The organism is Micromonospora sp. NPDC048905 (assembly GCF_040649655.1).
Classification (GTDB): Bacteria; Actinomycetota; Actinomycetes; order Mycobacteriales; family Micromonosporaceae; genus Micromonospora.
Genome location: NZ_JBEZFV010000017.1, coordinates 18,978 through 38,379, shown reverse-complemented (window position 1 = coordinate 38,379; position 19,402 = coordinate 18,978). Strand labels below are relative to the sequence as shown.

Sequence of the window (19,402 nt, the reverse complement as noted above, 5' to 3'; positions counted from 1 at the left end):
GGGCCGGCCCGTCGTGGCGGCGGGCCGGCCCGGGTGTCGGCGCCGGTGTCTCAGCGACCGCTGACCGAGGGCGCCGGGGCGGGCGAACCGCCGGCCACCGCGCCCGGGTGCGCCGGAGCGACAGGTGCGGGCTTGAGGCCGGGCGGCACCGGCAGGGCGCTGCCCCGGACGAACTCGTCCCAGCTCACGTTCCACGCGGTCCAGCCGTTGCCCGGCTGCAACTCCACCTCGGTGCCCTTGACGGTGATCAGGTCACCGACCTGCGTCATCCCCATCAACCAGTCGGCGGCGGTGGCGGAGACGTTCGCGCAGCCATGCGAGACGTTGGTGTTGCCCTGGTCGCCCTCCGACCAGGGCGCGGAGTGGATGAACTCACCACCCCAGGTGTAGCGCTGGGCGTCGTCGACGTCGACCACGTAGCCACCGTTCGGCTCACCCCGGGTGTCGAAGGTGGTCCGCTCGTGCTTCTCCATGATCACCATCTTGCCGCTGGAGCTTGGCGTGCTCGGCTTGCCCAGGCTGACCGGGATCCGCTTGATCTGCTTGCCGTCCCGCAACACCGTCATCTGCTTGGTGGCATTGTCGATCTCCAGCGCCGTCTGGCGTCCGATCTTGGAGGTGGCCCTCCGCTCGGCGTCGCCGACCCGGTCCTTGCCGATCGGCAGGCCCTCGAGGCCGGCCCGGACACTGATCGTGGTCCCCGGCTTCCAGAAATCGGGCGCCCGGTAATAGACCTGACTACCGTCCTCGATCCACGACCAGGTGCCCGGCTGCGGCGGATTCGTCTTCACGAACAACCGCCGCTGGACATCTGCTCTGGCCTCTTTCGGAATTGCCGGGTCGAACGCGACGGTTACCGGCATCGCGGTGCCGTACGTCCGATTGCCCACGAAATAGAGAGTGCTGGTGATCTGCGGTTTGGTCGATCTGGCCATGGTGGTGAACGACGTGGTGCGGGTGGTGGTCGCACCGGAGTCCCCGGTCGCGGTCACCTCGGCGGTGTACGTCCGCCGCGGTTGCAGGGGCGCCGTCGGCACCCAACCCGAGCCGTCCTCGCGCGGCTCGGCGCCGACCTGCTTGCCCTTGTCGTCGGTGAGGCGTACCCCGGTGACCCGTCCACCCGTGACCACGGTGCCCACCTCGGCGCTGACCGGGACGTCGCGGGCCTTGTCCGCCGGCGTCACGGCGAGTTCCGGGCCGGCGACGTGGTCCTTGGCCGAACCATTGGCCGGATCCCGGTCGGCGGTGCACCCACCCAGGACGAGTGGTGCGGCTGCGATGGTTACCGCCAACAGCGTCAATCGCCGCCTAGACGTCATGTTCAGTCCCCCCCGTTTCGACTTCCCTCCGCCACATTCTCACCTGCTCAGCAGGCATATCCGTCGCATTCCGAAATAATCGGCGGCGCATTTACCGACGCATTTTCCGGTGATGTTCCAGTTGGCGGATCAGGCGTTCAACCGACAGGTCTCTGGCCCTCTGCTCCGCTTGAGCCGGGCGGGTGCGGTCGTCCCGTTCGTGATCGACTCGGCGTCGGTGCAGCCGGCGCGTCGGTACGTCCCGATGCCGCGAGTTGCCTGAGCGCGAGTGGATCATGCCGGGAAGCGCGGCGATGCCGCTCGGGTCCCGGGTGGATCACGCTCGGTTCGCGGCCGGGTCGGGTCCGGTGAGATCGGGTCCGCGCACCTCGGGGCCGGACTTTTGTCGACTGGAGCGAAACTTCTGCCGAACGCGACGAAGCTTTGCCTTCGTCCGGGGGCAAGGGTAAGGTCACTTTCCAGATAGAGGGTTGCCCATTAGTCGATCAGCCTGCCGCCACCCCTGCCGGGTTGCCGTGTTCCGCCCCCGACGGGGGGCCGGGCCGCACCGGAGCGCCGTCCTCACCGTCCAGCCGAAGCCCGCCTTCGGCCGGTTCGGCGCGCCCGGGTGGCGACAGCCAGGTCGACCGCCGCCGACGGCGTACCTGCCGTCAGGAAGGGACCACCACCATGGATCAACAGCTCAACCCACCGACACCGACGTCCGAGCCGATCAGCCGGCGCGGAGTGCTGCGCGCCGCGACCGTCTCCGCCGCCGCCGTCGGCACCGCCGGTCTGCTCGCCGGCCCGGCCACCGCCGCCCCGGCCGCCCCCGCCGCGCAGTCCCGGCGCCGGGTGCCGGTCGACCGGATCAGCATCCAGCTCTACACCCTGCGCGATCAGCTCACCGCCGACCTGCCCGGCACCCTGGACGCGCTGCGCCGGATCGGCTACCGGCGGGTGGAGCACGCCGGATTCGTCGGACGCACCGCCGCGCAGTTCCGGGCCGCGCTCGACGAGGCCGGGCTGCGATCCACCTCCGGGCACACCGGCATCCCGCAGCCCTTCGACGCCGCCACCTGGGAGCAGGCCCTCGAGGACGCCAACGTCGTGGGCTGCAAGAAGATCGTCCACCCCTACTTCGGTCGGGACGCCAACGGTCAGGCGATCCGGGACCCCAACGTCTACCGGGCCCTGGCGCGCGACCTGAACAAGGCCGGCCGGCTGGCCGAACGCGCCGGGCTCGACTTCGGTTACCACAACCACCAGCTGGAGTTCACGCCGCTGACCGACGGCTCGACCGGCTTCGACATCCTCACCGGGCAGACCGACCCGCGCCTGGTCCACTTCGAGCTCGACCTCTACTGGACCTGGCGGGGGGCGCACGACCCGGTCGACGTGATCCGGGCCAACCGCGGCCGGATCCGCCAGGTGCACGTCAAGGACCTCGACGTCGAGGGTGGCTTCGCCGACCTCGGCGACGGCCTCATCGACTTCGGCCGCATCTTCGCCCACGAGCGGGAGGCCGGCATCGAGGAGTACATCGTGGAGCGCGACGACGCGGGCACCGCGCCACGCTCCCCCGCCGACGCCCTGGACACCGCACGGGTCGGCTTCGACTTTCTCGCCTCACTCCGGTACTGAAACACCTCGGGGGACAATTGATGAACAGAACCGCATTCGTGTCTGCCCTGCTGCTGGTGACGGCCGGTCTCGCCGTACCGCCGGCGGCCGCGGCCGCCGCACCGGCCCCGCCGCCGGACAGCAGCTTCCAGAAGGTGACACTCAACGACTTCCCGGGCGAGCCGATGAGCCTCGCCGTCCTGCCCGACCTGCGGGTGCTGCACACCTCCCGCACCGGCGAGGTCCGCATCCACGACCCGCGCACCGGGCTGAACACCCTCGCCGCCGACATCCCGGTGTACGAGCACGACGAGGAGGGCTTGCAGGGGGTCGCCATCGACCCGAACTTCGCCCAGAACAAGTGGGTCTACCTCTACTACTCGCCGCCCATGGACACGCCGGTGGACGACCCGGCCACCCCGGGCGTCAACGAGGGCGACGCGCCGGAGACCGGCACCGCGGCGGACTGGGAGCCCTTCAAGGGCGCGCTGCGACTGTCCCGGTTCAAGCTGGAGGGGACGAAGCTCAACCTCGCCAGCGAGCAGCAGATCATCGACGTGCCGACCGACCGGGGCATCTGCTGCCACGTCGGCGGCCAGATCGACTTCGACAGCAAGGGCAACCTGTACCTGTCGACGGGTGACGACAGCAACCCGTTCGCCTCCGACGGCTACGTCCCGATCGACGAGCGGGCCAACCGCCACCCGGCGTTCGACGCCCAGCGCACCTCGGCCAACACCAACGACCTGCGCGGCAAGCTACTGCGCATCAAGGTGAAGAACGGTGGCGGTTACACGGTGCCCGCCGGCAACCTGTTCAAGCCGGGCACGGCGCAGACCCGCCCGGAGATCTACGCGATGGGGCTGCGCAACGCGTTCCGCTTCTCCGTCGACAGGCGTACCGACAACGTGTACGTGGGCGACTACTCCCCGGACGCCTCCAACCCGAACCCGGCGCGCGGCCCGGCCGGGCACGGCCGCTGGATGCTCGTCGACAAGCCGGCGAACTACGGCTGGCCGTACTGCGTGACGCCGACGATCGCCTACCGCGACTACGACTTCGCCACCGGCCAGTCCGGCGCCAAGTTCAACTGCGCGCGCCCGGTCAACGACTCACCGCACAACACCGGCAAGCGCGTGCTGCCGCCGGTCGAGCAGCCGCAGGTCTGGTACGCGGCAGCCCCCTCGGCCGAGTTCCCGCAGCTGGGCACCGGCGGCATCTCTCCGATGGGTGGCCCGGCGTACAACTACGACGGGACCAGCACGTCGCGTACCCGCTGGCCGGCCTACTACGACGGGGTGCCGCTGTTCTACGAGTGGAGCCGGGACTACATCAAGGAGTTCCGCCTCGACGAGGATGGCGACGTCGCGGACATCCTTCCGGTGGCGCCGTCGCTGGTGGTGGACAACCCGATGGACATGGAGTTCGGCCCGGACGGCGCGCTCTACGTGCTGGAGTACGGTGACGGCTACTTCGCCGAGAACCCGGACGCCCAGCTGTCCCGGATCGACTTCGTCCGGGGCAACCGGACGCCGATCCCGAAGATCAGCGGCACGCCGACCGTTGGGCAGGCCCCGCTGACCGTCGCGTTCTCCAGCGCCGGCACCACCGACCCGGACGGTGACACGCTCAGCTACGCGTGGGACTTCAACGCGGACGGTTCGGTGGACAGCACCAACCCGAACGCGACCTGGACGTTCTCGAAGAACGGCTCGTACACGCCGACGCTGAAGGTGACCGACCGCACCGGACGGTCCGCCTCGGCATCACTGCCGCTGGTGGTCGGGCCGACCGCGCCGGTGGTCGAGTTCGTCACCCCGGAGGCTGGGCAGCCGTTCCAGTTCGGGCAGACGGTCGCGTACGAGGTGAAGGTCACCGACGACCTGCCGGTGGACTGCTCCAAGGTGAAGGTCACCTACGTGCTCGGGCACGACGAGCACGGGCACCCGCTCTCCACCTCGACGGGTTGCTCCGGAAGCATTCCCACCTTCCTCGACAGTGGGCACAGCGGTGCGGACAACCTGACCGCCGTGTTCGTCGCGGAGTACACCGACGCGGGCTCGCCCGCGCAGTCGGGCTCGGCCGAGGTCGTGCTGGACCCGACCCCGGTGGCCGGTCTGGCCGGCTGACCAACCCACGATGACAGCGGCGGCGGCCGGATCACTCCGGTCGCCGCCGCTCGTCGTTCAGCTCCGGTCTCGCCGGGACCACCGACGGGTCGCCGCTCAGGTCCAGTCACTGTCGACGTGGTTGTCCCGCCAGCGCCCGCCCACCGGCGGGGTGTCCAGGAGCATCCCGTCGCCGGCGTTGCCGGCCAGGTCGTTGTCCTCGACCCGGCAGTCCACGCAACTGCCGCGCTCGGTGATCCACAGCCCGTGCGTCTGGGTCTGGTAGTCGTGGTTGTCCCAGATCCGGTTGCCCCGAACCGTGGCCGAGTCGAACGGCGCGTCGATCGTGATCCCGGCCCGCCGCTCGGGTGCGGGCGACAGTTCGTATCCGATGCCGGGCGGCGGCACGTCCCCGCTCCACGCGGTGAACCCGTCGGGGCGTACCGGGGCGAGGGTGAGTTCGTCGCCGGTGTTGGAGGCGACCATGGCGACGGCTCGTCCGACCCGTAGGACCTTGCCCCGGTGCCCGTCGTGCGGCCAGTTGGCCGACCGGTCCACCAGACACCGTTCGCTGTAGCGGACGGCGTCGCCGGTACCGCCGGCCCCCTCGGCACACTGCCGCCCGTTGTTGCGGATCCGGTTGTTGAGCAGCACCGCGTCGGTCATCTGGTGGTCGATGCGGACCGCGTCCAGGCCGTTGCCCCAGAACTCGTTGCTCTCGATGACCACGTCCCGGATCGAGCCCTGGTAACCGCGTCCGAGGTCGTGCGCGTGATAGCCGTGCCGCCCGTTGCCGCTGATCCGGTTGCCCCGCACGGTGTACGGGCCGGGGCTGTTGCCGATGCTGACCCCGTCGCGCATGTTGCCGTCGATGACGCAGTCGGTGAGCAGCCCACCCCGGCCGGCCACCGACGAGGTGCCCTGCGCCGACACGTCGAAGCCGGTCTCCAGGTTGCCGGTCATCGTGCAGGCGGAGACGATCAGACCGTCCGCGCCCCAGTCGGAGATGCCGAACCGGTTGCCCTGGCTGTGACAGCCGATGATCCGGTAGCCGCGCGGCGGCGGCCAGTAGTCCTTCTGCAACTCCAGGAAGATGCCGTTGGTGCCGTTGGCCAGGGTGGTGCAGTTGGCGATGGTCAGCCGCTCCACCGTGCCCCACCCGCCGACGCCGACGCCGATGCCGGCGCCGCCCATCTGCTCGCCGTTGTCCAGTCGGCCGCAGCCGACCACCACCACCCCGTCGATCAGGGAGTCCTGGAGGAAGTCGCAGCCCAGCCCGGTGGCTGCGGTGTGGTGGATGTAGAGGTTGCGGAAGACGCCGCGCACCACGTACTGAAGGCCGAGGCCCTTGGCCAGGTAGTTGTACTCGGCCATGGCCACCCCGGACCCGTCGATCTGGAAGTCGGCGAAGGTGCAGTCGGCGATGTGCCGGTCCCGGTCGGCGCCGTGCTGCACGGTGGTCCAGAAGGCCAACGGGGTCGGGTCGGCCCGGTTGCCCTCGTTGCTGAGCATGAACCGCGTCGCCGCCGGGCCGGCCCCGATCAGCGACACACCGCTGCGCCACACCGTGCCCGCGTCCCGGATCGAGTAGATGCCCGGTGGGCAGTAGATGACCCGGGCCCGCCCGTCCGACGCGTACCCGGCGCCCAGGCGGTCCACGAGGGCAGCCAGCGCCGGCTGGTCGTTCGTCGCGCCGTCGCCGGTCAGCCCGTACTCCAGCGCGTCGCAGTAGAGCGGCGCGCCGGCCGAGGCGGGCCGTCGTACCCGGACCGAGTTCAGTAGCAGCTCGTTCGCCACGGCCACAGGCCGGCTCCCTTCGACACGTTCGGTGCGCTCCGGCGGGGCCGCCTTCCCGATGACGCCGCCGGGAAACCCCGGGCGTGCGTCGGTCCCGGCGCCGAGGGGGCAGCGCCGGGACCGAGGGGGTACGCCGTCAGACGGCGGCGATCAGCAGCGCCGGGCGCTCCACGCAGTCGGCGACGTGCCGCAGGAAGCCACCGGCCACCCCACCGTCGCAGACCCGGTGGTCGAAGGTGAGGCTGAGCTGGGTCACCTTCCGGACGGCGAGTTGCCCGTCGACCACCCACGGCTTGTCCACGATCCGGCCGACGCCGAGCAGCGCCGCCTCCGGGTGGTTGATGATCGGGGTGGAGCCGTCGACGCCGAACACCCCGTAGTTGTTGAGCGTGAACGTGCCGCCGGTCAGTCGGGCCGGCGGGAGGCTACCCGCCCGCGCGGCGGCGGTGGTCGCCGCCAGTTCGGCGGCCAACTCGGCGGTGGTGAGCCGCTGGGCGTCGCGCAGCACCGGCACCAGCAGACCCCGGTCGGTCTGCGCGGCGATGCCGAGGTGTACCCCGGCGGACTGGACGATCCGCTGCGCCTCGGTGTCCACCCGGGCGTTGAGCTGCGGGAACCGGCGCAGCCCGCTGAGGCAGATCCGGGCCAGCAGGGCCAGGATGCTCACCGGGGCGTCCGGCGTCGCCGCGTTGATCGCGGCCCGGGTTTCCAGCAGCCCGGTGGCGTCCACGTCGACCCAGATGGTCACCTCCGGGATCTCCCGTCGGCTGCGGGAGAGCTTGTCGGCGATGGCCTTGCGAACGCCGGTGAGCGGGATGATCACGTCGTCGCCCCCGGACGGCACCGGCGCGACGGGGGCGTCCGGCACGGCGGCGAGCCGGGCGGCGGGCACGGCCAGCGCCGACTCCACGTCGGCCCGGCGGATCACTCCACCGGGACCGGTGCCCCGCACCGCGTTCAGGTCGACGCCGCGCTCCCGGGCCAGTCGCCGCACGATCGGCGAGATGACCAGGGCGGCCGGCGCCGGGTGGCCGGACGCGTCGCCCGTACCCGAGGCACCGCCGGCAGCCGCACGGATCCCACCGGTCGGGGCAACACCACCGGGCGAGGCGATGTCGGTCCGCGCGGGGTCGGTCGGTTCGGGAGCGAGCGTCAGCCGAGGCCGGCGCCGGCGGCGGGTGGCGCCGCCGTGGCCCGTGCCGTAGCCGATCAGCACGTTTCCGGAGCCGGCCTGCTCCTCCTCGCGGTAGGTGGCGTGCCCGGCGGGCTCGTCACCGCCGTCCAGCGGCGCGATGGTGATCAACGGTTGGCCGACCGGGCGTACCTCACCGGCCGCGCCGTGCAGGGTGACGACCCGGCCGGCGTACGGGCAGGGCACGTCCACGACCGCCTTGGCGGTCTCCACCTCGACCACGCTCTGGTCGACGGTGACCACGTCGCCCACCGCGACCCGCCACTCGACGATCTCGGCTTCACTCAGCCCCTCGCCCAGGTCGGGCAGGAGGAAGACCTGCGTGCGCGCGACCGTGGTCATGCCGCCGCCCAACGCGCGTCCGGCTGGTCGTCCCACTGGAGTCGGGCCACCGCGTCGAGCACCCGGTCCACACCGGGCAGGTGGGTGTGCTCCAGCATCGGCGCCGGGTACGGGATGTCCAGCCCGGCGACCCGCAGCACCGGGGCGTGCAGCGCGTGGAAGCAGCGCTCCTGCACCCGGGCGGCGATCTCCGCGCCGACCCCCGCGAAGCCCTGCGCCTCCTGGATCACCACGCACCGGCCGGTACGGCGGACCGAGGCGGCGATGGTCTCGTCGTCGAACGGCACGATGGTGCGGACGTCCACCACCTCCAGGTCCCAGCCCTCCTCGCGGGCGGCCTCGGCGGCCTCCAGCGCGACCGGCACCGCCGGCCCGTACGCCACCAGGGTCGCGTCGCGGCCGGGGCGGCGCACGACGGCCCGGCCGAACGGCTCGGTCCGCGTCGGCAGGACCGCGTCGGCGCTGCCGAAGTAGAGCTTCTTGGGCTCCATGAAGACCACCGGGTCGGGGTCGTCGATCGCCTCGCGCAGCAGCGAGTACGCGTCCTCGACGGTCGCCGGGGTGACCACCTTCAGGCCCGGGGTGTGCGCGTAGTACGCCTCGGACGAGTCGCAGTGGTGCTCGACCCCGCCGATCCCACCGGCGTACGGCACGCGGATGACGATGGGCACGCTGAGCTTGCCCCGGGTCCGGTTGCGCAGCTTCGCCACGTGCGAGGCGATCTGCTCGAACGCCGGGTACGCGAACGCGTCGAACTGCATCTCGACCACAGGCCGCAGACCGGACATGGCCAGGCCGACGGCGAAGCCGACGATGCCGGCCTCGGCGAGCGGGGTGTCGAAGCAGCGGTCCTCGCCGAAGCGGGCCTGGAGGCCGTCGGTGATCCGGAAGACGCCACCGAGCGCGCCGACGTCCTCACCGAAGACGACGACTCGCTCGTCGGCGGCGAGGGCGTCGGCGAGCGCCGCGTTGAGGGCCTTCGCCATGGTGGTGGCCATCAGGCGTCCCTCTCCTCGTCGCGGGCGGCGGCCAGCTCGGCGCGGACCTGCTCGCGCTGTTCGATCAGCTGCGGGGTGGGCTGGGCGTAGACGTGGTCGAAGAGGCTCAGCGGGTCCACGGTGGGCTGCTCGTTCATCCGGGTCCGCAGGTCCGCCGCGTACGCCTCGGCCTGCTCGGCGACCTCGGCGACCGCCGCGTCGTCGAGCACCCCGCGGGCCCGCAGGTAGGTCTCCAGCCGGGCGACCGGGTCGCGGTCGCGCCAGGCGTCGACCTCGGCGCCGTCGCGGTAGCGGCTGGCGTCGTCGGCGTTCGTGTGCGGTTCCATCCGGTAGGTGTGCGCCTCGACGAGGAACGGCCCGTTGCCGGCGCGGGCGTGGGCGACCGCGCGGGTGAGCACGGCGAGCACGGCCACCGGGTCGTTGCCGTCGACCTGCTCGCTGGGTACGCCGTAGCCGACGCCCTTGTAGGCCAGCGACGGCGCGGCGGTCTGCCGCGACAGCGGGACGCTGATGGCGTAGCGGTTGTTCTGCACGAAGAAGACCACCGGCGCCTTGAACACGGCGGCGAAGTTGATCCCCTCGTGGAAGTCGCCCTCGCTCGTCGCGCCGTCGCCGATGAAGGCCAGCGCCACGGTGTCCCGACCCTGGTACGCCTCACCGTGCGCGAGGCCGGCGGCGTGCACGCACTGGGTGGCAAGCGGGGTGCACTGCGGCGCGGTGTGCACCTCGGTCGGGTCGTAGCCGCAGTGCCAGTCGCCGCGCAGCAGGGTGAGCACCTCGACCGGGTCGATGCCCCGGGCAACCAGCGCCATCGACTCACGGTAGGTGGGGAAGACCCAGTCGGTGTCGCGGACCGCGAGCGTCGCGCCGACCTGGCACGCCTCCTGGCCCCGCGAGGACGGGTAGACGGCCAGCCGGCCCTGCTTGGTCAGGGCGGTCGCCTGGGTGTCGAACCGGCGGCCGAGCACCATCCGGCGGTACAGCTCGCGCAGCACCTCGACGGGTGGTTCCGGATAGTCGCCGCGGGCGGGCAGTGGCGTGCCGGTGGGGTCGAGCAGGCGGACGGGTTCGGTGTTCGGCAGCAGCGGGCGCGCCGGGTCGGGCGGGGTGGCCGCTCGACGCGTACGCGGGGATGCCCTGCGGACCGCCTGGGGAGTGGTCGTCACGGCGGAACCTCCTGGGACGTGTGGTGAGCCTATGCTTCCGCGTGTCGGATGATTGACTCAAGATCCACGCAGAACGCGGGACGGTTGGCACGCGGAGGGGGTCACAGTGAGCCAGGAGAGCGGCGACGACCCGGACCGGGTGGCGGGATCGGGACGATCGGTTCGAGCCCTCGACGAGGTGGACCGGCGGATCCTCGACGAGCTGGTCCGGGACGGGCGCACGTCGGTGCGCACCCTGGCCGAACGGATCCACATCTCCCGTACCAACGCGTACGCGCGGGTGGAGCGGTTGCTGCGCGACGGGGTGATCACCGGGTTCCACGCCCAGGTGGCGCCCGAGGCGGCCGGGTTGGGCACCTCGGCGTACATGGCGTTGACGATCGAGCAGAACACCTGGCGGGAGGTGTCGGCCGAGCTGGCCCGGGTGCGCTACGTCGAGCACGTGGCGTTGCTCAGCGGCGAGCACGACGTGCTTGCCCTGGTCCGGGCGCCGGACAACGCCGCCCTGCGGGATGTGGTGTTGGACCGGGTGCAGCGCATCGCCGGGGTGTTGTCGACACGGTCCTGGCTCGTCTTCGAGGAGTTCGGCGGAACGCAGAGCCCGTGGCAATAGAGGCCATAACACGAATTCATTAGCACGATGATGAAATAGGCGAATTACCGTAGAGCGCCGCTACTATCCGCGACGTGGCTATATCGAATGAGTTGTGGGAGCAGGCCCGGGTCGCCGCCCCGCCACCGACCAGGCCGACGTCGACCAGGCCGACGGCACCCGGTGCGCGGTCCTTCCGCGGGGACATCGAGGGCCTGCGGGCGGTGGCCGTGCTGCTGGTGCTCCTCGGTCACGCCGGCGTGCCGTACCTGCCCGGCGGTTTCGTCGGTGTCGACGTGTTCTTCGTGATCTCCGGCTTCCTCATCACCGGCCTGCTGCTGGAGGAACTCGACCATCGTGGACGGCTGTCGCTCACCGACTTCTACGCCCGCCGAGCGAAGCGCCTGCTGCCGGCCGCCGCCACCGTCCTGCTCGCGACCCTGGTGCTCACCTACTTCTTCCTGCCTCGCGGCCGCTGGTCGTCCACCGCCTGGGACGTCATCGCCAGCGCCTGCTACGCCATGAACTGGCGGATGGCCGCGCAGTCCGCCGACTACGTGGCCGCCAACGACGCCGCGAGCATCGCCCAGCACTTCTGGTCCCTCGCCGTCGAGGAGCAGTTCTACCTGGTGTGGCCCCTGCTGCTGATCGCCCTCGGGTGGTTCGCCCGCCGCCGGGGCCACGGTGGCCGCGGTCTCTACCTGCTCGGGTTGGCGCTGATCGCCCTCCCCTCGTTCGCCTGGGCGCTGTACGTCTCGCCGACCGACCCCTCGGCGTACTACGTCACCACCACCCGGATGTGGGAGTTGGCCCTCGGCGGCGCCGTCGCCGTCACGGCGATCTGGTGGAGCCGGTCACCGCGCCTGGTCGCCGTCCCGCTGGCCTGGGCCGGGCTGATCGCCGTCGGCGCCTCGGCCGCGCTGATCACCACGGAGGCCGGCTTCCCCGGCTACGTCGCGCTCGGCCCCACCCTCGGCACGGCCACGGTGATCGCGTTCGGGCCGGCCGCCGGTCGCGCCGGGCCCGCTCTCCTGCTGGGCCGGCAGCCGCTGCGCTATGTCGGCGGGATCTCCTACTCGCTGTACCTGTGGCACTGGCCGGTGCTGATCGCCGCGCAGGCGCACTTCGGTGACCTCGGTGTCGGCCCCGCGCTCGCCGTCGTGGCCGCCTCGGCGGTCCCCGCCGCGCTCACGTACCACTTCGTCGAGAACCCGGTCCGCCGGTCGCCCACCCTCGCCGACCGGCCCGCCGCCGCCCTGCGCATCGGCGCCGTCTGCACCGGCGCGGCCGCGCTCGCCGGCCTGACCTTCCAACTGGCCATTCCGACAACGACGGGTACGACACCCCCGTCGGTCATCATGGGCCAGGTGCCCGGAGGCTCCCCACAGGCGACGCCACCGGCCGCGCCCGGCGCCGCCGCGCTCGGCACATCCCCCCGCACCAGCCGGGCCGGGGTGCCCGTCGACAAGGTCGCGTCGATCACCCCCGAGCCGGCGCGCGCGGCCCGGGACGCACCGCTGTTGCAGGCGACGAAGAGTTGCCACGTGTCGCTGGAGTCCGCCACGCCGGAAGTCTGTGTCTACGGGAAGATGAACTCGGCGACCACGATCGCGCTCGCCGGCGACTCCCACGCCGACCAGTGGGTCCCTGCCATGCGGCTGGCGGCGGAGACCAACGGCTGGCGCCTCGCCACCTACACCAAGGGCGGCTGCCCGTTCCTGACGGCGGAGATCTCCCTGAACGACAGGCCCTACTCGGCCTGCACGGAGTGGAACAGGAAGGTGCGGGAGACATTGGTCGGCGCGGGCCGCCCCGACCTGCTGGTCGTGACCCACGCCGAGTACCCGGTCCACGGCGAGCCGGCCACGAAGTGGCGGTCGGCGCTGGTCCGGGAGCTGCGCAAGACGTGGAGCGGCATGATCGCGGAGAAGGTGCCGGTGGTGGTCCTGCGGGACACGCCGCTGCACCTGAAGGACGTCGCCGAGTGCGTGTCGAAGAACCCGAACCGCCTGACGAAGTGCGCCGACAGCCGCGACGAGGTCCTGGGCCGCGGGGGCGGTCCGGCCCAGGAAGAAGCGGCCGACGGGTTGTCCGGCGCCCACCTGATCGACCTGAACGACTGGATCTGCCCCGCGGACCGGTGCGCCCCCGTCATCGGAGGGGTGCTCGTCTGGCGCGACGCGCACCACCTGAGCGCCACGTACTCGACCACGCTCGCACCCCAGGTGGGCGCCGCGCTCAAACCCGTGCTCGCCGAGCTGTGACCCGCCGGGCTGGCGGACCTCACCGTTCGGGTGGGGCCTCCAGCCCGTCCCGGTCGGCCAACGCCAACAGCGGCTCCAACGAGTGCCGGTCGCCGTCCAGCCCGGCGTGCGGGTCGCCGCGCTCGGCGAAGCGGGCCGGCATGCTGAGCACGTCGAAGTCCTCCGGACGGGCGTCGTCCAGCTCCGCCCACTCCAGCGGCGCCGACACCAGCGCCTGCGGGGTCGGCCGGATCGAGTACGCCGACGTCACCGTGTGGTCGCGGGCCATCTGGTTGTAGTCGATGAAGACCGGCCGGTCGCGTTGGTCGCGCCACCAGGTGGTGGTGACCAGCTCCGGGAGCCGGCGCTGCATCTCCCGGCCCAGGGCGAGCACCGCCCGGCGACACTCACCGAAGCTCCACCGCGGCTCGATCGACAGGTAGACGTGCAGGCCCCGCCCGCCGGTGGTCTTCGGGTAGCCGGTCATCCCCAGCTCGGCGAGGAACGCGTTGACCTCGCGGGCCACCGGCACCACCTGGTCGAAACCGACGCCGGGCATCGGGTCGAGGTCGATGCGCAGCTGGTCGGGTCGCTCCACGTCGGCGGCGGTGACCGGCCAGGGGTGAAACCGCAGGGTGCCCAGGTTGGCCGCCCAGATCACCACGGCCAACTCGCTGGGCGCGACCTCGTCGGCGGTCCGGCCACTGGGGAAGGTGATGTGTGCGGTACGCACCCAGTCGGGCGCGCCCGCGGGCAGCCGCTTCTGGTAGAACGCGTCGCCCCGGTTGGTCTGCCGGGTGGCGATCGTCGCGCCCTCGAAGACGCCACGCGGCCAGCGTTCCAGCATCGTAGGCCGGTCCCGCAGGGCGCGCAGGATCCCCTCACCCACCGACAGGAAGTAGCGGACCACGTCCAGCTTGGTCAGCCCACGCTCCGGGAAGTACGGCTTGTCGGGGCTGGAGACGCGGACCAGCCGCTCCCCCACCTGAATCTCCTCCGCCACCGTGGCCACGCCCCCGAGCGTACGGCTCGGGGGCGGGCCGGCGGGTTAGCGGCCGGGAACCAGTGTGGCGGGTTGCTGTGGCAACTCCTGGGTCGGGCCGCCGACCTGCGCCGGCGGCTCCTCGGCCACCGCGGTCTGCTGCTCGACCGGCACCCGCTGCGACGACCGGCGGGCCACGAAGCCCGGCGTCCAGTCCTTCAACCGCAGCGCGGGGCGCTCGACCAACTTCCAGGACAGGAACGCGGCGGCGAACGCGACCGCCACCGACATCGCCGCGAACGGCACGTAACCCCAGCGGCTCCAGCCGAGGCTCGTCATCACCTGTTGGAGGACGAACCCGTAGATGTAGATGCCGTACGAGTAGTCGTTCTTGCGGCCCACCCAGTGCAGTTGGCGGGGCATCCGCACCGACAGCCAGACCAGCAGGTACGCGAACGCGGGCAGCCCGATGACGAAGAAGCCACCGAAGAGCAGGGACAATCCGAGCGCCACCGCCGAACCGATGCCCAGCGCGTCGTTGATCGGCACCCGCTCGCGGTAGAGGTCCAGGGTCGCCCCGGCGGCGAAGAGGAAGCCCAGGTAGACGATGTAGTGGAAGGTCATGGTGCCGACCAGCGGCGACACGAAGCTCCAACTCGCCGTCGACACCGGGCCGCTGATCCGTCCGGAGCTGACCCAGTCCTGCAGGATGCTCAGGTAGAGCGCGACGGTCAGGAACAGCACGAACCGCCGGGCGTTCCGCAGCACCGCCGTCACCGCCAGCACGCCCACCATGACGTAGCAGAACATCTCGTACTTCAGCGACCACAGCGCGCCGTTGAAGACGCTGTAGTTGACCTTCTCGCCCCACGGGGTGGTGTCCGTGAACAGGTCCCGGACGCCGTACTGACGGACGCCGGTCCACCAGTTGGCCTGCAGGTAGGCCAGCGGGCCGCCCCGGTCCCAGGGGTTGTCGAAGAACCCGGCGATGGTGCCGTGCTCGCGCAACGCGACGAGCGGGGCGATCACCAGCGCGCTGACCAGCAGGCAGACCCAGAGACCGGGGAAGATCCGCAGGGCCCGGTGCCAGGCGTAACGGAAGATGCCGGTACGCCGGGCGCTGCGGGTGATCAGCAGGCCGGACAGCACGAAGAAGCCGTACACGGCCATGGTGCCGACGTTCGTCTGCCGACCGGTCAGGTAGTAGCCCAGGTCGTTGGCGCCGAAGCCGAGCGGCTTGGAGTGTGACAACACGACGCCGACGGCGAGGCAGAGCCGGATCAGCCCGATGCCGTTGCTCCGGCCGGAGAGCAGGTCGGCGAGGGTGCCCCGGGACCGGATGAGAGCGGGGGTGGTCATGCGCTCAGGAACCTCTCGGCATCAGGCGGGCACATCGGCGCCGGCGTGCTCCCACAGCTGCTTCATCTCGGTGTGCAGGTCGTCGCTCGGCGACCAGCCGAGCACCTCGGCGGCCAACCCGATGTCCAGCCGCTGCCAACTGGTCTCGGCGGGACCGGTCTGCTCGGCCTCGACGAGGTCGGTCGGCACCTCACTGACCTCGATGAGGAGCCGGACCATATCACGCGCGCTGGCCGCCACACCCCGACCAATGTTGATCACACGACCGGCCGCGTCGGGACGGGTCGCGGCCAACTGCACGGCGGCGACCACGTCACCGAGACCGATGAAGTCACGCCGGGAGCCGAGCGGAGCCAGCTCCAACCGGGCTCGCTCACCGGCCCGCTGGGCGTCGCGGAGCCGGCCCGCGACCACCCCGAGCAGGCTGTGGCCGGGCTGGCCGGGGCCGATGACGTTGCCGACCCGCAGCGTGACGCCCTCGATCAGGCCCTGCCGGTCCGCCGCGGTGACCGCCTCGGTGCAGCGCACCTTGAACTCGCCGTACGGCATCACGGGCGCGGGGGTCAGCCGCTCGGGCATCGACGTGTCGACCGGGACCAGCCCGTACTCGTGCACGCTGCCCATCTGGAGCACCCGGACCCGCCCCGGCAGTCGGCCCGCGGCCGCCAGGAGCCGCTCGACCAGGGTGACGTTCACCGCGAGCATCTGCGCCTCGCTCAGGCCCCACATCCCACCCGCCGCGTTGATCACCACGTCCGGGGCGAGGTCACGCAGCACCGCGGTGATCTCGTCGACGTCGGCGGCGGCGAGGTCCAGTGCGCGGACCTGGACACCCGGGCCGATCGTCTTCGGGGTACGCGCCACGGCGACCACGGTGTGCCCCTGGTCGGCCAGGGCGCGGCAGATCGGGCGGCCGAGGAATCCGGTGCCGCCGAGCACCACCACCCGGACGGGCGGTTCGGCGTGCTCCGCCGGACGTCGTGGTCGGACGGTCATGGCGCTCCTCTGGCTCTCGTCGGTCATCGGCCCGGCCCGAACGCGTGCCGGGACAGACTGCGTACGCCGGACATCTTGCCGGAGAGGACCGCCGTCGGCAGCAGGGTGATGGCGTGCAGTCGGGACGAGGTGTAGCTGCGGGCCGCCCGAGCCGCCCGCGGCCAGCCCTGCTCGTCCATCCGCCGGGCGACGTCGAGGAAGAACGCCCGCGCCTCGGTGAACCGGGAGCCGTTGACCGCGTCGGCGGCGGACTTGCTGACCGCGTGCCGCCGGTACTGGAAGCAGAGGGTGTTGTCGATCGCCATCTGCTCACCACGCTGGATCAGGTCGATCACCAGGGCCAGGTCCTGGATGACCTGGAACTCCTCGCGGAAGCCGACGGCCTTGATCGCGTCCGTGCGCCAGCACATCGACGGAAAGTAGAACCAGCAGCCCCGTAGAAGGCTGGCTGCCAGGTCCTCGCCGCCCATCAGCTCGCGGGAGTCGATCCGCGGGGCGTAGATCCGCCGCTTCGCCTCGTCGACGATGGTGTTGACCACCGTGCCGTTGGCGTCGATGATCTCGACCCCCGGCTGGATCATGCCGACGCCCGGGTACTGCTCGGTCACCGATCGCACGGTGGCCACGTAGTTGGGGTGCATGATGTCGTCCGTGCCCATCATCACCAGGTACTCGTGCTCGGCGAGGCCGACGCACTTGCGGTAGTTGGCGGTGATCCCGAGATTGTGCTCGTTGCGCTGGTAACGGACCCGCTCGTCGTCGATGCCCGCGAACCACTCGGGCACACCCGGCTCGGTGCCGTCGTCGACCACGGTGAGGCGCCAACCAGGGTCACTCTGCGCCATCACGCTGCGCACCGCCGCCTGCATGAGGGGCACGCTTCCGTAGTACGGCAGCATAATGTCGACAATCATTGGGTCGGTAGGCCTCACTGTGCGTGGTGGAAATGCGCGACGGGCGCGGCCACATTATCAGGCCCACCCCCACGATCGGCCAGCGCCGAACCGGGCGGCGCGCCCACCCCGAGCGCACCGAGTCACCGCCCGACGCCCGACTTCGCGGGCGCTATCATCGTCGCGCCCCGTAACCCGCCCCCGATCGGACGCCGATGTCGAACCGCGCCGTCGCCATGGACGCGCAGCCCGCGCAGACCGACGGGAAGAATCCGCCCCGGCCCGCCGAGCCGGACCGCCAGCCGGTCCCCCTCGCCCGCCGGCTGGCACTCAGCGTCTGGTTCTGGCCGACCGCGTTCGCCGCGCTCGTCGTCGGGTGGCGGATCGGCAGCCCGGAGATGTGGCACGACGAGTTGGTCACCATCGACGTGGCGACGCGCTCCACCGGACAGATCCGGGCCATGCTGGCGAACGTCGACGCCGTGCACGGGGCCTACTACCTGTTCATGCACGCCTGGACGACGCTGTTCGGCACGAGTCCCGTCGCGGTACGTCTGCCGTCGGCGCTGGCCATGACCCTGGCCACCGCCTGTGTGGCGTTGGTGGGGCGCCGGCTCTTCGATCACGCGACCGGTGTCGCGGCCGGCTTCGTCTTCGCCCTGGTGCCCACGGTCACCCGGTTCGGGCAGGAGACCCGTTCGTACGCCTTCGTCGTCCTGGCCTCGGCGGCGGCCACCCTGTTCCTGCTCCGCGCGCTGGAGCGGCCCCGGTGGCAGCGCTGGGTGGCGTACGCGCTCGCGGTGGCCGGCATCGGCCTGGTCAACGTGGTGGCGCTGACCCTCCTGCTCGGGCACGGCACGGTCGTGCTGATCCACACCTGGCGGCAGCGCCACCGGTGGCCGCTGGTCTGGTTCCCCCTCGCCGCCGTCGCCGGGGTGGCGATCGCCGCGCCGGCGATCCTGCGGGGCATGACACAGGCGGGCCGGCAGATCAGCTGGATCCCGGACCTCTCACCCTGGACGGTCTGGGAGCAGGCGTACGGCTCGACGCTGCTCGCCGCCGCGGTGACCGCGCTGGCCACGGTGGGTCTGCTGACCCACCTGCGCGGCGACGCCCTGCATCGGGCGGTGAGCGTGACGCTTGTGGCCGTGCTGCCGGTGCCGGTGATCCTGCTGGCCTCGACCGGCGAGATCAACTACTTCTTCTCCAAGTATCTGCTGTTCCTGCTGCCGGCCTGGGCGGTGCTGGCCGGCGCCGGCATCACCGCGCTGCGCTGGACCCCGCTGATGGCGGCGGGGCTCGTGGTCGTCGCCGCGCTGTCCATGCCCGGTCAGCTCGCGCTGCGCGGCGAGTACTCGCACGGCTGGTACACCTACCCGCGGACACGCGCCTTCGACCCCCTGTCCTACTCCCAGGCGGCCAAGGTCATCGAGGCCGGCTACGAGCCCGGGGACGGCCTCGTCGTGGGCGGTGTCTGGTGGTGGATGACCGAACCCGGGGTGCGGTACTACCTCCCGGAGGACATCTCCCCGCGCAACGTGTTCCGGCAACGGACGGCGGCCCAGCGCAACGAGCTGTACGGCACGGACTGCGCCGAACCGGCGGGCTGTCTGCGTGACGAGCCACGGCTCTGGTTGGTGTCGCCGACGGTCACCGACGCACCGTTCAACGGACTGTCGAGGGAGCGGGCCGACCTGCTCGGCAAGCGCTACCAACTGGCCCGGATGACCCACGTGACCGGGCTGACCGTCTCCCTCCTGCAGCGGCGCGGCTGACCCGCCGCGATTACCGCCGCCGGCACCCGGGTAGGGGG

General features: G+C 71.5%; 14 protein-coding genes. 5 read left to right on the top strand and 9 right to left on the bottom strand.

Annotated features, from left to right (window positions below):
- Nucleotides 1-50: 50 nt before the first annotated feature.
- Nucleotides 51-1,319 (bottom strand): Ig-like domain-containing protein, encoded by a 1,269-nt coding sequence (locus AB0C01_RS30220; RefSeq protein ID WP_357572742.1) that lies wholly within the window; start codon nucleotides 1,317-1,319, stop codon nucleotides 51-53.
- Nucleotides 1,320-1,988: 669 nt separating this feature from the next.
- Between AB0C01_RS30220 and AB0C01_RS30215 the strand changes: the two genes are divergently transcribed.
- Together AB0C01_RS30215 and AB0C01_RS30210 are read left to right on the top strand one after the other, a co-directional pair.
- Nucleotides 1,989-2,942 (top strand): sugar phosphate isomerase/epimerase, encoded by a 954-nt coding sequence (locus AB0C01_RS30215; protein ID WP_357572741.1) that lies wholly within the window; start codon nucleotides 1,989-1,991, stop codon nucleotides 2,940-2,942.
- Nucleotides 2,943-2,962: 20 nt separating this feature from the next.
- On the top strand, nucleotides 2,963-5,050 hold the full coding sequence (locus tag AB0C01_RS30210; RefSeq protein WP_357248898.1) for a PQQ-dependent sugar dehydrogenase: 2,088 nt from the start codon (nucleotides 2,963-2,965) through the stop codon (nucleotides 5,048-5,050).
- A 96-nt stretch (nucleotides 5,051-5,146) separates the two neighbouring features.
- On the opposite strand, the gene AB0C01_RS30205 is transcribed toward AB0C01_RS30210, so the two are convergent.
- The 4 genes from AB0C01_RS30205 to pdhA form a co-directional block, all read right to left on the bottom strand.
- Nucleotides 5,147-6,826, bottom strand: a complete 1,680-nt coding sequence (locus AB0C01_RS30205; protein WP_357249651.1) for a right-handed parallel beta-helix repeat-containing protein — start codon at nucleotides 6,824-6,826, stop codon at nucleotides 5,147-5,149.
- 136 nt (nucleotides 6,827-6,962) lie between these two features.
- Entirely contained in the window at nucleotides 6,963-8,372 is a 1,410-nt protein-coding gene (locus tag AB0C01_RS30200; protein ID WP_357572789.1) for a dihydrolipoamide acetyltransferase family protein, read from the bottom strand.
- Nucleotides 8,357-9,361 (bottom strand): alpha-ketoacid dehydrogenase subunit beta, encoded by a 1,005-nt coding sequence (locus AB0C01_RS30195; protein WP_357572788.1) that lies wholly within the window; start codon nucleotides 9,359-9,361, stop codon nucleotides 8,357-8,359. The genes AB0C01_RS30200 and AB0C01_RS30195 overlap by 16 nt, the downstream gene beginning before the upstream one ends.
- Nucleotides 9,358-10,557 carry a pyruvate dehydrogenase (acetyl-transferring) E1 component subunit alpha gene (gene pdhA / locus AB0C01_RS30190; RefSeq protein WP_357572787.1) on the bottom strand — a complete coding sequence of 400 codons (1,200 nt, stop codon included), beginning with the start codon at nucleotides 10,555-10,557 and terminating at the stop codon, nucleotides 9,358-9,360. The genes AB0C01_RS30195 and pdhA overlap by 4 nt, the downstream gene beginning before the upstream one ends.
- A 145-nt stretch (nucleotides 10,558-10,702) precedes the next feature.
- On the opposite strand from pdhA, the gene AB0C01_RS30185 reads away from it, so the two are divergent.
- Both AB0C01_RS30185 and AB0C01_RS30180 read left to right on the top strand, forming a co-directional pair.
- Nucleotides 10,703-11,137, top strand: a complete 435-nt coding sequence (locus tag AB0C01_RS30185) for an Lrp/AsnC family transcriptional regulator (protein ID WP_357572786.1) — start codon at nucleotides 10,703-10,705, stop codon at nucleotides 11,135-11,137.
- A 74-nt stretch (nucleotides 11,138-11,211) separates the two neighbouring features.
- Nucleotides 11,212-13,380 (top strand): acyltransferase family protein, encoded by a 2,169-nt coding sequence (locus AB0C01_RS30180; RefSeq protein WP_357248895.1) that lies wholly within the window; start codon nucleotides 11,212-11,214, stop codon nucleotides 13,378-13,380.
- 19 nt (nucleotides 13,381-13,399) lie between these two features.
- Here AB0C01_RS30180 and AB0C01_RS30175 read toward each other — a convergent pair whose 3' ends face one another.
- The 4 genes from AB0C01_RS30175 to AB0C01_RS30160 are packed head-to-tail and all read right to left on the bottom strand — an operon-like array spanning nucleotide 13,400 to nucleotide 17,610.
- Nucleotides 13,400-14,371: a DNA primase small subunit domain-containing protein gene (locus AB0C01_RS30175; protein ID WP_357248892.1), complete on the bottom strand. Its 972-nt coding sequence runs from the start codon at nucleotides 14,369-14,371 to the stop codon at nucleotides 13,400-13,402.
- Between the two features lie 36 nt (nucleotides 14,372-14,407).
- Nucleotides 14,408-15,700, bottom strand: coding sequence for an acyltransferase (locus AB0C01_RS30170; protein WP_357248890.1), 1,293 nt, complete (start codon nucleotides 15,698-15,700; stop codon nucleotides 14,408-14,410).
- A 21-nt stretch (nucleotides 15,701-15,721) separates the two neighbouring features.
- Nucleotides 15,722-16,696, bottom strand: a complete 975-nt coding sequence (locus AB0C01_RS30165; RefSeq protein WP_357248887.1) for an NAD(P)-dependent oxidoreductase — start codon at nucleotides 16,694-16,696, stop codon at nucleotides 15,722-15,724.
- A gap of 23 nt (nucleotides 16,697-16,719) precedes the next feature.
- Nucleotides 16,720-17,610, bottom strand: coding sequence for a glycosyltransferase (locus AB0C01_RS30160; protein ID WP_357248884.1), 891 nt, complete (start codon nucleotides 17,608-17,610; stop codon nucleotides 16,720-16,722).
- Between the two features lie 194 nt (nucleotides 17,611-17,804).
- Here AB0C01_RS30160 and AB0C01_RS30155 point away from each other — a divergent pair, with 194 nt between their 5' ends.
- Complete coding sequence (locus tag AB0C01_RS30155; RefSeq protein WP_357248881.1) at nucleotides 17,805-19,364, top strand: glycosyltransferase family 39 protein; 1,560 nt, start codon at nucleotides 17,805-17,807, stop codon at nucleotides 19,362-19,364.
- Nucleotides 19,365-19,402: the final 38 nt, after the last annotated feature.